The 13152-nt window shown below is 61.5% G+C and carries 13 protein-coding genes; 1 reads left to right on the plus strand and 12 read right to left on the minus strand.

Features of this window, described 5'->3' with window-relative positions; all coding sequences use genetic code 11:
- Positions 1-88: 88 nt before the first annotated feature.
- Entirely contained in the window at positions 89-1783 is a 1695-nt protein-coding gene (locus G3M63_RS04525; protein ID WP_163981990.1) for an L-lactate permease, read from the minus strand.
- Positions 1784-2103: 320 nt separating this feature from the next.
- Between G3M63_RS04525 and G3M63_RS04530 the strand changes: the two genes are divergently transcribed.
- Positions 2104-2871 (plus strand): FCD domain-containing protein, encoded by a 768-nt coding sequence (locus G3M63_RS04530; RefSeq protein WP_163981991.1) that lies wholly within the window; start codon positions 2104-2106, stop codon positions 2869-2871.
- Between the two features lie 89 nt (positions 2872-2960).
- On the opposite strand, the gene G3M63_RS04535 is transcribed toward G3M63_RS04530, so the two are convergent.
- The 11 genes from G3M63_RS04535 to G3M63_RS04580 form a co-directional block, all read right to left on the minus strand.
- A complete protein-coding gene (locus G3M63_RS04535) occupies positions 2961-5156 on the minus strand; it encodes a glycoside hydrolase family 9 protein (protein ID WP_163981992.1) in 2196 nt (731 codons plus the stop codon).
- A 347-nt stretch (positions 5157-5503) separates the two neighbouring features.
- Complete coding sequence (apbC, locus tag G3M63_RS04540; protein WP_163981993.1) at positions 5504-6604, minus strand: iron-sulfur cluster carrier protein ApbC; 1101 nt, start codon at positions 6602-6604, stop codon at positions 5504-5506.
- Positions 6605-6670: 66 nt separating this feature from the next.
- The gene (locus G3M63_RS04545) at positions 6671-7447 is read right to left on the minus strand and encodes a ferredoxin--NADP reductase (protein ID WP_150299936.1); all 777 of its coding nucleotides are present in this window, start codon (positions 7445-7447) and stop codon (positions 6671-6673) included.
- 30 nt (positions 7448-7477) lie between these two features.
- Positions 7478-8485, minus strand: coding sequence for a YeiH family protein (locus tag G3M63_RS04550; RefSeq protein ID WP_256669945.1), 1008 nt, complete (start codon positions 8483-8485; stop codon positions 7478-7480).
- Positions 8482-8817: a DUF971 domain-containing protein gene (locus G3M63_RS04555; RefSeq protein ID WP_163981994.1), complete on the minus strand. Its 336-nt coding sequence runs from the start codon at positions 8815-8817 to the stop codon at positions 8482-8484. The genes G3M63_RS04550 and G3M63_RS04555 overlap by 4 nt, the downstream gene beginning before the upstream one ends.
- 11 nt (positions 8818-8828) lie before the next feature.
- Positions 8829-8996: a hypothetical protein gene (locus tag G3M63_RS19385; protein WP_178100943.1), complete on the minus strand. Its 168-nt coding sequence runs from the start codon at positions 8994-8996 to the stop codon at positions 8829-8831.
- Between the two features lie 3 nt (positions 8997-8999).
- Positions 9000-9323 (minus strand): ferredoxin FdxA, encoded by a 324-nt coding sequence (gene fdxA, locus G3M63_RS04560; RefSeq protein ID WP_150299938.1) that lies wholly within the window; start codon positions 9321-9323, stop codon positions 9000-9002.
- Positions 9324-9395: 72 nt separating this feature from the next.
- A complete protein-coding gene (locus G3M63_RS04565) occupies positions 9396-10358 on the minus strand; it encodes a HEAT repeat domain-containing protein (protein WP_163981995.1) in 963 nt (320 codons plus the stop codon).
- A gap of 10 nt (positions 10359-10368) precedes the next feature.
- Positions 10369-10602, minus strand: a complete 234-nt coding sequence (locus G3M63_RS04570) for a ferredoxin family protein (protein ID WP_150299940.1) — start codon at positions 10600-10602, stop codon at positions 10369-10371.
- Positions 10603-10638: 36 nt separating this feature from the next.
- Complete coding sequence (locus G3M63_RS04575) at positions 10639-12378, minus strand: fumarate reductase/succinate dehydrogenase flavoprotein subunit (protein WP_163981996.1); 1740 nt, start codon at positions 12376-12378, stop codon at positions 10639-10641.
- A gap of 10 nt (positions 12379-12388) precedes the next feature.
- Entirely contained in the window at positions 12389-13132 is a 744-nt protein-coding gene (locus G3M63_RS04580) for a GntR family transcriptional regulator (RefSeq protein ID WP_150299942.1), read from the minus strand.
- Between the last annotated feature and the right edge of the window lie 20 nt (positions 13133-13152).

A 13152-nucleotide genomic window follows, 5' to 3' on the forward strand; every position in this document is an offset into this window, starting at 1 on the left:
GACCGGAACGCCAGAATAGTCAATGGCGTCCCGTGTTTCCGGGCGAGAAAATGTCCATGCGCTCCGGCCGTGCCAGGCGCACCTTGGGTCAACCGGCTGCCAACGGGTCGCTAGCACCCAGTACGTAAACGGCGAACAATGCAATCAACCCGGTGAACAGCACATAGTAAAAGGTTGGCCATATGGTCTTGCGCAGGATATTGCCCTCGCGTCCGAGCAGCCCCACGGTGGCCGACGCAGCGACTACGTTGTGAATGGCGATCATATTCCCGGCTGCGGCACCGATGGCCTGCACGGCGACGATCAGCGCACTGGAAATACCCAAGCTACTGGCTACGCCGAACTGGAACTGGCTGAACATCATGTTGCTGATGGTATTGGAACCAGCGATAAACGCACCCAGCGCACCGATACTCGGCGCCAGCAGTGGATAAATGCCACCCACGCTATCGGCAACCCAACGTGCCATCAGAATCGGCATGCTGTCCAGGTCGGCGCCGTTGACGCCGGAATTGATCAGAATGCGCACCATGGGCACGGTAAACAGCAGCACAAAGCCGGCGCTGAGCAGCACGCCAGAAGACTCCTTTACGGCGGCGCCGAGTTCCCGTGCCTTCATGCCGTGCAGGAAGAAGGTGGCGATGACCACCGCCACCAGAATGCCGCCCGGCAGATACAACGGCATGAAGTTGGCACTCACGCCGGTCTCGCCCAGCAGATCGGGGAAGTTGGCAACCACCGCTTTCAGAGCGAAGCTCAGCTCCGGCATTACGCGGCTGATCACCAGCAGCGCACCGACCAGGACATAGGGGAGCCAGGCTCGCAAACTGCTCATTGATTTGGCAGTGAGCTGATCCAGCTTCATCTCCACAGTGCCCAGCCACTCGGTTGGCCAGTCTCTGGCAGGGGCAAAGTCCCAGGTGGTCCTGGGCAGCAGAAAACCCTTGCGCGCGGCAGTGGTTACGATTGCGAGGCCGATCAAGCCGCCGCCGAGCGACGGAAATTCCGGCCCGAGGAAGATGCCAGTCGCGGCATAGGGCAGGGTAAACGCCAGGCCGGCAAAAAGAGCGAAAGGCAATACTTCGAAGCCGGCCTTCCAGCTCTTCTCCGCTCCGAAGAAGCGCGTCAGCATCAGCACCATGATCAGCGGCATAACGGTACCGACGACGGCATGGATGATGGCCACTTCGCTGGTGACCAGCTGCAGGAACTGAACCCAGGATGACCCCTGTTCGACCAGCTGTGCACCGATGACGGCAGAATCCAGCCCGGTGCTGACCCCGACGACAATGGGCGTACCCACGGCACCAAAGGACACTGGCGTGCTCTGTACCAGCATGCCCATCAGCACCGCAGCCATGGCCGGAAAACCGATGGCCACCAGCAAGGGCGCAGCAATTGCCGCCGGCGTGCCAAAACCCGAGGCGCCTTCAATAAAGCACCCGAATAGCCAGGCGATGATGATCGCCTGAATACGGCGGTCGGGACTGATAGTGGCGAAGCCAGCGCGGATCGCGGTGATGCCGCCCGAATGCTTGAGCGTATTGAGCAGCAGTATCGCGCCAAAGATAATCCACAGCAGCCCGAGGGTAATGATCAACCCCTGAAGGGTTGACGCCAGGACCCGGTTGAGACTCATGTCCCAGGCGAACAGACCAACGGCTGCGGTAACCAGGTAGACCAGGGGCATGGCGCGTTTCGCCGGCCAGCGGAGGCCAACCAGCAATATGGCGGCCAGAAGAATGGGAGCAAATGCCAGGAGAGCGAGCAGACCAGTGGACATGGTGATGCTCCCCTTAGCCGTGGATGCAGTGGCACATACAGCCCACAGCACGATTATCAGGAAAAATGGGATTCGACACGGGAAAACCTCAGCACATTATTGGATTTATTCTCGGGCCCCGCATTAATTGGTAAGACCAATTTACAAAGCACGGGATTCACACTAAGAGTCAGAGGTTTGGCTGTCAATCCGCGGGATATACCCCTTTGGTCGAAGAAGCACGCTACGCGGCGTCGTTGCCCGGTCCCCAGCGGCTGGTTAAACTGATTCGTCAGCGGTACCGAGCGCGAAGCAAGGGCCAGCCACAGTTGGAGAGAGAAATGGGGTTCGGTCAGATAAAGGTGCGCCGGTTGTCGGATGACATCGTCGCCAAACTGGAAGGCATGATCCTCGAAGGTACACTCAAGGCCGGTGAACGCTTGCCCGCCGAGCGGGTGCTGGCAGAGCAGCTCGGCGTCTCGCGACCATCGCTGCGCGAAGCGATCCAGAAGCTGGCGGCCAAGGGCTTGCTGGTCAGCCGTCAAGGCGGCGGCAACTATATCGCCGAGTCCCTGGGCTCGACATTCAGTGATCCCCTGCTGCCCTTGCTGGAAGACAATCCCGAAGCACAGCGCGACCTGCTGGAGTTTCGCCATACCCTCGAAGGCGCCTGTGCCTATTACGCGGCGCAACGGGCGACCGAGCCGGATCGCCAGCGTTTGACCGAAGCCTTTGAGGCTCTACAGGACTGTTATTCCGGGGCCGGCAAGGCCAGCCGGGCCGACGAAGGCGCGGCGGATGCCGGCTTTCATCTGGCCATAGCCGAGGCCAGTCACAACGTCGTGCTGCTGCACACCATTCGTGGCCTTTTCGACTTGCTCAAGCGCAACGTGGTGACCAATATCGGCGGCATGTATGCCCAGCGTACCGAAACCCGCGATATGCTGATGAAACAACACAACGCACTGTATCGGGCAATCATGGCCGGTGAAGCGGATGCTGCGCGGGAACTCTCGGACCAGCATATTCACTACGTGCAGGAAGTGCTGGCTGACGTGCTGGATGAGAATCAGCGAGTGGCCCGGGCAGAGCGGCGGCAGAAGCGTTAACCAAGGCTATCGGGCCAGAGAGACATCCATCTTCGGGACCTGTGTGCTCATACCAGAGCGCCTGGCGCTCCGGCACGAAGGTTTTGCCACTACTGACACACCGCCCCACTCACAGTCGGAACCTGCGCCGGGCCGCTGCCCTTGTTGGCCTGGAAACCGAATTCCATGCTCTGGCCTGGCTGCACGACAGCGTTCCAGCCGACATCGGTCGCGCGGTAGGGATCATTACCTGATAGTTTGGCATTCCAGATATTGGTGATCTCGGTACCATCATCGTAGCGCCACTCCAGGCTCCAGTCCTGGACCGGTTCGCTGCCGTTATTGATGATGCGTACCGCCGCGGTGAAGCCGACGTTCCACTCATTCGACACCACGTATTCGCACTGCACCGGACCACCGGCGGTGGGCGGCGGCGGGTCAGTGGGCGTTTCATTATCAGGTGGTGTGTCGGTATCCGGTGGCGGGCTTACCGGGCCACCTTCGGCGGCGCCGGCATAGTCGTTATAGAAGGCCAGGACCCAGGCCAACGCACCGTTCCAGTTGATGGTGATTTCGTTGGTCGACCAGGCATCGATCTTGTCGACATAGCAGGAAGCCGGTCGCGCGCCACACCCGCCCAGCGCAGCCTGGGATACGCCGTCTTCAAGCCCGGTATTGGGCCCGCCCGCCAGCGCACCTGGCGGCAACCAAGGGTAATTACCGTTCAGCGCGCCGGCCCAGAAACGGTGGTGCGGCTGTTTCAATGCGTTCTCGCCGTGCCCCGACACAAAGGAGAAGGACAGGGTGTTGCGACCAAACAGATAGTCGAGTGCCTTGCCGAATGCATCGCCATAGCGGCGGTCCTTGGTGAAGTCATAGGCCAGGCCGACCAGGAACAGCTTGTTGGCCATGACGTTGTTCGAGCCCCAGTAATATTCATGCTGGCTGGTCGGCACCAGATAGGCCACGCTGTTGATGGTATTGACGTGGTTATCGGCAATTTCGGCGACCTTGCGTTGGGCGCTCACGCGCAGGCCGGCGGTGTGCGGCGTGGGCACCACGGCCAGGGACATCAGCCCCGGCAGTTCGGTATCCGGCCAGCCAAAGTCGATACGATTGACCTGATAACTGTTGATGGTTTGCAGGTAACGCTCATCGCCGGTGGTGATATACAGCTCAGCCGCCGCCCAATAGAACTCGTCCGCTGCGTTGCCGTCACCATAGGCGCCGCCGCCATCGTCGTAGCCACCGCGGTAGAGATCATTGGGGTTACGCTTTGCGGCTTCCCAGGCTGTCTGCGCTGCAGTCAGGCAGCGGTTGGCATAGGCACTGTCGATATCCTTCCAGAGCCGGGCGCACTGTGCCCCCGTAGCGGCCAGGTTGAGCGTTGCGGTGGTGCTTGGCGGCACTAGCGCCCGCTCGTTACCGTCTTCATGCGGCGCTAATGGCAGCCCGGTCCAGCCTATGTCATGCACCTTGTGATGCGCCATGCCAGCCTTCGGCTGGCCTTCCGGCACCTGCATGGACAGCATGAAATCCATTTGCCAGCGCACTTCATCGAGGATATCCGGCACACCGTTGCCGCTTTCCGGGATATTCAGCGTGCCATCGGCAAAGGCCGCGGCATTGCTGCCCAGGTGCAGTGCGCGTTCGTACATGTTCAGCAGCTTCCACACGGAGATACCGCCGTTCACCACGTACTTGCCGTGGTCGCCCGCGTCATACCAGCCCTTGGTCACGTCGAGCGAATAGTTGCAGGTCCCCGGCCAGCATTGAACGTTTTCATCGCCGCGGTTGGCGCCCTGATTCAGATGCCCGGCCGGACGGGCCCAGCGACTGTCCGCGGCGAAGCTGGAGTTGCCGCCACCGGTAAAGCGGGTCTCGATCGGAATGCCGCTACGGTTGTGATAGAAGTATTTGAGCGAGTCGTAGAGCACACCGCTGAAGAGGTTCTCGTCGACCGCGAAGGGATGGCTCTGGTCGCTGCCCACGTGCAGTGTGAGGTTGTCGGCGGATTCGTCAAAGTCGCTGAGGTCGATGTGGTGCAGGTTTTCGCCGCTGGCGCCATCATGCCCAAAGGGAATGGTCTGACCGCTAGCCAGGGCGGTGTTGCCGCGACGAAGCTCCCAATCCAAGGGCGCATTACTGCCCGTGGCGTAAACGGCGATCTTCGGTCCAACCGGAATATAACCAAGCTGGTTGACCCGCGGATTGCCGGTCTCCGCGAGGGCTGTACCGGCAGTTGCACAGAGTAGCGCCGCGGCAATGAGGGTTCGTCGAAAAGGCGTGGTTCGGGTAGCTGACATGGAGAGGTCTCCTGTTGGTTCATCCCGTCGCAGACGGGCTGGGCGCAACCTGGTAATGCAGGAGATTTCGGAAGTAAAAGCTTCCTCATCCAACCAAGGGATGGCGAGAGTGAGGCAGTATAAGCGGGCTGTTTCGTTGCACCATCGACACCTGCGAGGCAAGTGTCGATTTGTGATGAGGCCCTCAAGCGCAACCTTTACGGACCCGGATCAGGGAACCAGATCCTGAATCTTGGCTCTAGATCGGGTTCGCTGGCACAACCGATCCCCTTCGGCTGGCGCGCCCCACGGGCACGCTGAATCGAACCCGACAACGACGTTCTGCGCCTACGGAATGAACAGACCCATCAATCGATCAAGATAGTGGGGGACAGGGGTGCCGTCTTGGTAGCCTGGTTTGCTAATTTCGCCCCTATGCGGCGAGCGATATTCACATACATCTGAGCGAGGGTACCCTGCGGATCACTGGCTAGCACTGGTCGCCCTTCATCAGCACCCAGGCGAATGTGGATATCCAGAGGCAGCTCACCCAGCAGTTCACTGCCATATTGCTCCGCCATTCGCTGCGCTCCTCCCGCTCCGAAGATATGCTCTTCATGGCCGCATTGGCTGCAGATGTGGGTACTCATGTTCTCGATTATACCCAGCACCGGAATGTTTACTTTCTCGAACATTTTTAGTCCCTTGCGGGCGTCGAGCAGCGCGATATCCTGAGGGGTGGTGACAATTACCGCACCGGAAACCGGCATGCGCTGGGCCATGGTCAGGTGGATGTCACCGGTGCCGGGGGGCATGTCGATGATCAGATAATCCAGCTCCTGCCAGTCGGTCTCGTTGAGCAAACGCGACAGCGCCTGGGTGATCATCGGACCGCGCCAGATCACCGGCGATTCTTCTTCGATAAGAAAACCAATGGACATGGTCTGGATGTCATGACCAACCATCGGCTGCATGCGACCTTCAGCCACTTCCGGCAACCCGGCCAGTCCGAGCATGCGCGGCTGGCTGGGGCCGTAAAGATCGGCATCCAGCATGCCTACCCGAGCGCCATCAGCGGCCAGCGCCAGGGCCAGGTTGGTCGCGGTGGTGGACTTGCCAACCCCGCCCTTGCCAGAGGCTACGGCGATGAGATGCTTGACTCCCGGCACCGATTGACTGGTTTGAGGCGGGCGCTCGATGCGCCAACTGACATTAACCTCCACGGCCAGAGCCTGGGTATGTTTGAGCAGATGGGCTTCCAGCGCTTGTGCCAGCTGTTCGCGGTAACCCTGCGCCGGAAAGCCCAGCTCGATATCGAGATAGATTCGATAGGTAAAGGCCTCCAGCTTGCGGATGGCATTGGCACTGATCAGATCGGTACCAAGGACCGGATCGACCCAAGCGGCCAGCGCAAGTTCGGCCTGGACGGCCAGTTCGTTTACGACTGTCTTGAGTGCGGGTTTGGACATGGTGTACTCCTGGCCCGGCCAGAGCGGCCGGGCGGCTGATCGTTTTCCAACCTGATGTACTCTTCCTCACTTTTCAACAAAGGCCCGTTCGATCACGTAGTCACCGGGCTCACCCTGCTGGGCCGAGGCGCGAAAGCCCATACCGTCGAGCATGGCGGTCAGCTCCTCAAGCATCGCCGGGCTGCCGCACATCATCATCCGGTCGGTTTCGCTATTGATTGGCGGCAAGCCGATGTCGCTGGCCAGCTTGCCGCTCTCCAGCAGCGTGGTGATGCGGCCCTGATTGCGGAACGGCTCGCGCGTTACGGTGGGGTAATAGATGAGCTTCTCTCGTACGTCTTCGCCAAGGAATTCATGCTCGGGAAGCTCGTAGGTAAGGTAGTCGTGGTAGGCCAGTTCACTGACCTGGCGCACGCAGTGAACCAATATCACTTTCTCGAAGCGCTCGTAGGTCTCCGGGTCGCGGATGATACTCATAAAGGGCGCCAGTCCCGTGCCAGTGCCGAACAGGAAAAGATTCTTGCCGGGCCGCAGGTCATGGATCACCAGGGTGCCGACCGGCTTGCGGCTGATGAACAGCGAGTCGCCCTCCTGCAGGTGCTGCAACTGGGATGTCAGCGGGCCATCCGGCACCTTGATGCTGAGAAACTCCAGATACTCATCATGATTTGCGCTAACGATGCTGTACGCGCGCATCAGCGGTTTGCCTTCCACCGGCAGGCCTATCATGACGAAGTGCCCATTCTCGAAGCGCAGGCTCTGGTCCCGCGTGGTCTTGAAGCTGAACAGCGTGTCATTCCAGTGGTGAACACTCAGTACACTTTCCGTACCTATTGCAGCCATAGCGGCATCCTCCAACGATTGATCGATAAATCAGCTTGAAAACAACGCCAGCGAACCGGTGGCAAACGCCATCAGCAGCAGGCTTGTAACCAGTAACAGGAACATCGGTTTCCAGCCCTGGGCGAGCAGCGCGCCGAGGCTGGTGCGCATACCCAGCGCGGCCATGGTGGCCAGCAGGCAGGCGGTGGAAGCCGATACCAGAATCTCCTTGAGCATGGCGGGCAGCCAGCCGAGGCTGTTGAAGCAGAACAGCGCAAGAAAGCCAAGCAGAAACCAGGGAAACTCTGCCTTGCCGCCCTCGCCACGGTGCAGCAGCAAGCTGAGCGCGATGACCAGCGGGGCCAGCAGCGCCACCCGCAGCAGTTTGGTCAGCGTGGCGATATCCCCGGCGCTATCCGATACCAGATACCCCGCCCCCGCGGCCTGGGCGACATCGTGGATAGCCGCGCCCAACAGCAGCCCGGCCTGCACATCGCTATAACCCAGCGCGGACAGCAGCGGCGGGTAGAGCAGCATCGACAGCGTACCCAGCGCCGTGACCCCGACGACCACCGTCAGCAGGCGGCGCTCCTCCAGCCTGCCGGCCGGAATCACCGCAGCTACCGCAATGGCTGCCGATACTCCACAGATCGCAACCGCCACCCCGGCGACCAGGCTCTGCATGGTTGGCAGCCCGAGCCAACGGCCCAGCCCCAGCGCAGCGGCGATGGTCAGCGGCACGCAGCTGAGTACAACTAAAAGCGGCAGGCTGCCGACGGCGATCAATTGCTCCACCCCAATGCGTGCGCCCAGCAGCGCCACCCCGATCCGCAGCACCTGACGGCTGCAGAAGGTGACCCCCGGCTGCACCCGCTCATCGCTAGCCTGGCTGGCAAAGCCGAAACCCAGCAACAGCACCAGCAGTAACGCAGGCGTGCCGTAATGCTCGGCGAGAAAACTGCCCGCCAGCGCCAGCACCACGCAGAGCGCGACGCCGGGATACAACCTGCGCGCAGCCATCCACAGCAACAGCTCGCGGGGTTGGGCGCGCTCGTTCACGCCACTTGCTCGCGAGGTTGGCTGTCAGCCAGATCTGCCAGTTCGCGCAGATAGCTCCAGGGATAGAGCCCGCGGTAATGCCCATCGGAAAAATAAAATTGCAGCCCGCTGATGCCCGACGCCTCGAGCCGATCAATACCCACATCGGCATCAATCAGCGTCAGCGCGCCGACCTGCTGTGCGCGCGCGCAACCCGAGCAGGCGCAGGACTTGCGCAGCGCCAGGCAGCTGTAGCTGCTGCGCTCGCCGTCCTGCCACAGGACTTCGAGCACTTTCTGCGCCTTTCTCAGACGCACTTCCTTTGGTGCCTCAACAATCATTTGCATCGACATAGCGTTACTCCTCAGGTGGGCGGCCCGGTACGATCGGGCACTACCAATGCGGGCGCTTCGGCCAGCTTGGCCAGCCGTTCTTCCAGCAGGACCGGGCGAGCGCTGTCACTGGCGGCGCCCGCGATCAGCAGGGCCACCAACGTCTGTTTCAGCGCACTCGTCATGACAAGTTCGGGCATGACTCAGCGCTCCAGAAACTGCAATTTTTCGCCCTGGTCGACCCAGTCATCAGCCCCGAGCATGGGCTCGTTTGTCTGGCTGATGACCGGCCAGAGCAACGCCAGCTCGGCGTTCAACCCGGTAAAGTGCGCCTGATCCGGCGGCACATCCTTGTCGGCGAAGATGGCATCAGCCGGGCATTCCGGCACGCACAGGCTGCAGTCGATGCAGGTTTCCGGGTTGATGACCAGAAAGTTGGGGCCTTCGTGGAAGCAATCCACCGGACAAACTTCGACGCAGTCGGTGTATTTGCAGCGGATACAGTTTTCAGTAACGACGAATGTCATGGCGCAATCTCCAATATTCCAGGTGCCAGCCTGCAACCCCAGCCGACCCGGCACGTGGCCGGGACCGGCGGCTCAGGCAGCAGCGGCGTCCAGTTTCGACATGGCCCAACGCGCGAGCTTGCGCACGTCCGGGTCAGGATCATCCATGGCTGCGGTGACGAAAGGACGGCCGTCATCGTGGCCGATGCTGCCCAGCGCGCCGATCGCGGCCTTGCGCAGGTTGCTCATCGGGTCGCGGGAACATTCACCCAGCACAGGAATAGCGCCGATGGCGCCGAGCTTGCCGAGCGCATCGACCGCCTTCTCGCGCACCTGCCAGAAGCTGTCGCGGGTGGATTTAAGCAGTTCGGATAGCGCGTCCTGGTAGTCCAGCTTGCCGATGCTAACGGCCGCCTCGATACGTACCTGCCAGTGCTCATCGCCCAGCAGGCGCACAAGGATTGGCCCTACCTGGGCGGGCTCGGCATAGACCAGCGCACCGGTGGCGGCACGCCGCACCTCGGAATCCTCGTCCTGCTGGGTGCGTTCCATCAGCGCCGGAAGGTTCTCTGGTTGCTTCAGCCAGCCAATGACGCCGACCGCTTCGCGGCGTACCAGCGGGTCCGGGTCGGTCAGTCGCTTCAGTGCGGGCGCCTGGGCGGCGGTATTGCGCAAGGGTTTGAGCGCACGGAGAATGCCGGCCACCACGAAGTTGTCATGGCTGTTTTCCAGCGCTTCGAGCAGCGGATTGGCCGCCGCCGGGTCCTTGAGGTCGGCCAGGGCGTGGGCGGCGGAATTGCGCACCACCTCGTCGCTGTCGCCCAGGGCGGCAATCAGCGCATCGGCGATATCCACGGCATCGAATTCATCGACCACCTTGGCCGCTTCCTGACGCACGGAGGGATCCGGGTCGTTCAATGCCTGGATCAGCAGCTCGGCGGCTTCCGGCTCGCCGCTGTCGACCAGATCGAGCACCGCCACGCGGCGGATGCCCGGATCGCTGGAGGCGAGTTTTTCGGCAATGTCCTGCAGGTCTGGATCGTCATAGGTTTTCATAGCGTTGGCCTCAGCGAAGCAGATAGGGAATGTTGACCTTCACCGCATCGGTGGGGCAGTCGGTTTCACAGGGCATGCAGTACCAGCATTCGTCGTACTTCATGTGCGCCTTGCCGGTGGCTTCGTTGATCCACAGGACGTCGAGCGGGCAGACGTCGATGCAGACGCGGCAGCCCTTGTCGGCGATGCATTTGTCTTCGTCGACGACGACCGGGACGCTGGAGTGGTGGTTGACTATGGGCATGGTTGTTTCCTCGTCAAAGCTAATAGGTTTTGTCGGTCAGGCGTTGGCGGCTTTCTTGACCCGCATCTTGCTGTAGGCGTCCTTCTCTTCGCCGAGCGGCACGATGTACTCGGCGACCGGGCGCTTGCCGCTGGCCATGTTGCCGTTCGCGTCCTTGAACAGCCGGCTGTGGTAGAACCACTCGGCGTTGTCCTGCTCGGGGAAGTCGACGCGGTAGTGGTACAGGCCCCAACGGGATTCGGTGCGGTACAGCGAGGCGCGGGCGGCCATCTCGGCGCAGTCGATGATCGATTGCACTTCCAGCGCGCGCAGCAGCTCGTGCGGGTCGGCGGCCGAGAGCATGGGCAGGTCGTCGCGCACGGCAAGGATGCGCTCCAGGCCGATTTCCATCTTCTTGGTGACCTTTGGTGGCTGCAGGTAATCGTTCACCAGGCGGCGCACCTTGTATTCCATCTGCTCGGGCGGGATACCGTCCTTGACCTTCATGGGCGCCTGAATGCGCGCAAGTTCTGCGGAGATAAAGGCTTCATCCAGCTGGGGCACGGCGCGATCCTTGACGAATTCAGCCGCGCTTTCACCGCAGATCTGCCCGTAGACGAAGGCGCCGAGCATGTAGTTGTGCGCAACCGAGGCCATGTCGCCGGCGCCATACAGACCGGGCACGGTGGTGGCGCCAGTCTCGTCGGTCCACACGCCGGAGGCGGAATGCCCGGAGCAGAAGCCGATCTCGGAGATGTGCATTTCCACCATGCGCTGGCGGTAGTCGACCTTGCGGCCATCGTGGAAGCGGCCACGCGTCGGACGCTCGTTGGTATGCAGTACGGTCTCGATTTCCTGGATGGTTTCCTCGGCCAGATGGTCGAGCTTGAGGAACACAGGGCCGGTACCGGATTCCAGCTCCTTGAAGAACTCCAGCATCATCTGCCCGGACCAGTAGTCGCACTCGATGAAACGCTCACCGTAGGCGTTGGCGGTGAAGCCACCAAGCGGGCCGGTGACGTAAGCGCAGGCCGGGCCGTTATAGTCCTTGAGTAGCGGGTTGACCTGGAAGCATTCCAGATTCACCAGATCGGCGCCCACGTGGTAGGCCATGGCGTGGCCGTCACCGCAGTTGGCCGGGTTCTCGTAGGTGCCGAACAGGTAACCGGAGTTCGGCAGGCCGATGCGGCCGGCGGCGCCGGTAGCCATGATCACTGCCTTGGCGCGGATGATGATCGGCTCGGCGGTGCGTGTATTCACCCCGATCATGCCGGCGATATTGCCATCGGCATCCTTGAGCAGACGGGTCGCCTGGAAGCGGTTCTCGATCTCCACGCGTACGCGGCGCAGGCGGCGATAAAGGATCTTCTTGACGTTGTGACCCTCGGGCATCGGCAGCACGTAGGTGCCCAGGTGATGTACCTTCTTCATGTCGTAGTCGCCGGTCTCGTCCTTCTGGAAATGCACGCCCCAGGAGTCGAGCTTCTCAATCATCGGGAATGAGCGGGTCGCGTAGGCCATCAGTGCTGGCTGGTGCACGATGCCGTCGTTGGCGATGGTGATCTCCTTGACGTATTGCTCGGGCGTGGCATGGCCAGGCACCACCGCATTATTGAGGCCGTCCATGCCCATGGAGATGGCGCCGGAGCGTTTGACGTTGGCCTTTTCCAGCAGGATGACCTTCAGCGATGGGTCCTGCTCCTTGACGGTTACCGCAGCCATCGGGCCAGCGGTGCCACCGCCGATCACCAGCACGTCGGTATCGATTACGGGGATGTCGTTGATGGTTGTAGTCATGGCTAATCTCCTATTTCCGCTCTACGCGAAATTGGTATTTGAATGAGTCACCGCGGTAACACAGGTATTCGAAATCAACGGGGCGGCCGCTGCGGTCGTGGGTAAGGCGCTCCACACGGAGGATCGCCTCGCCGGTCTTAACGCCGAGCAGCTCGTGGGTTTCGTCATCGGCCAACACAGCGTCGAGCCCGATATCGGCGCTGCCCAGGGGGATGCCGAAGGCGTTTTCCAGCATGGGAAAGATGTCGCCGGACAGGTCCCGGGAGAACAGCGGCTGGCCTATATCCAGCGGGAAGTAGCTGCTCTCCAGGCACACCGGCTCGCGGTTCAGATAGCGCACCCGCTTGACCTCGACCACGTCCTCGTGGGCCGGCAGGTGCAGCGCGGCAATGACCGGCTTGGCCGGCTTGCACTGGCGAATACTCAGCAACCGCGCGGTCGCCTCGTAACCCTGGGCGGCCATCGCCTCGCCGAAACCCTGCAGGCGCTGCACGTTCTGCACGGCCTTGGGTTTGCTGACGTAGGTGCCCTTGCCCTGAGCGCTGAACACCAGCCCTTCGTTGTGCAGATCGCGCAGCGCCTGGCGGATGGTGATGCGGCTGACCCCAAAGGCATTCATCATTTCGTTTTCGGACGGCAACCGCTCGTGGATGGCGTAACTGCCCTCCAGGATCTTGCGCCGCAGGCTGTCGCGGATCTGCACATACAAAGGCAAAGGCGACTGGCCGGGCATAAGCTGATCAACTCCCTGCATGGCTGCTCTCCCGCTTGTCA

This window comes from Pseudomonas sp. OIL-1 (assembly GCF_010669185.1).
In the GTDB taxonomy this organism is placed as follows: Bacteria; Pseudomonadota; Gammaproteobacteria; order Pseudomonadales; family Pseudomonadaceae; genus Halopseudomonas; species Halopseudomonas profundi.

Coding starts and splice junctions, on each gene's coding strand:
- G3M63_RS04525 (WP_163981990.1), bottom strand. CDS start 1,783: ATGTCCACTGGTCTGCTCGCTCTCCTGGCATTTGCTCCCATTCTTCTG.
- G3M63_RS04530 (WP_163981991.1), top strand. CDS start 2,104: ATGGGGTTCGGTCAGATAAAGGTGCGCCGGTTGTCGGATGACATCGTC.
- G3M63_RS04535 (WP_163981992.1), bottom strand. CDS start 5,156: ATGTCAGCTACCCGAACCACGCCTTTTCGACGAACCCTCATTGCCGCG.
- apbC (WP_163981993.1), bottom strand. CDS start 6,604: ATGTCCAAACCCGCACTCAAGACAGTCGTAAACGAACTGGCCGTCCAG.
- G3M63_RS04545 (WP_150299936.1), bottom strand. CDS start 7,447: ATGGCTGCAATAGGTACGGAAAGTGTACTGAGTGTTCACCACTGGAAT.
- G3M63_RS04555 (WP_163981994.1), bottom strand. CDS start 8,817: ATGTCGATGCAAATGATTGTTGAGGCACCAAAGGAAGTGCGTCTGAGA.
- G3M63_RS19385 (WP_178100943.1), bottom strand. CDS start 8,996: ATGCCCGAACTTGTCATGACGAGTGCGCTGAAACAGACGTTGGTGGCC.
- fdxA (WP_150299938.1), bottom strand. CDS start 9,323: ATGACATTCGTCGTTACTGAAAACTGTATCCGCTGCAAATACACCGAC.
- G3M63_RS04565 (WP_163981995.1), bottom strand. CDS start 10,358: ATGAAAACCTATGACGATCCAGACCTGCAGGACATTGCCGAAAAACTC.
- G3M63_RS04570 (WP_150299940.1), bottom strand. CDS start 10,602: ATGCCCATAGTCAACCACCACTCCAGCGTCCCGGTCGTCGTCGACGAA.
- G3M63_RS04575 (WP_163981996.1), bottom strand. CDS start 12,378: ATGACTACAACCATCAACGACATCCCCGTAATCGATACCGACGTGCTG.
- G3M63_RS04580 (WP_150299942.1), bottom strand. CDS start 13,132: ATGCAGGGAGTTGATCAGCTTATGCCCGGCCAGTCGCCTTTGCCTTTG.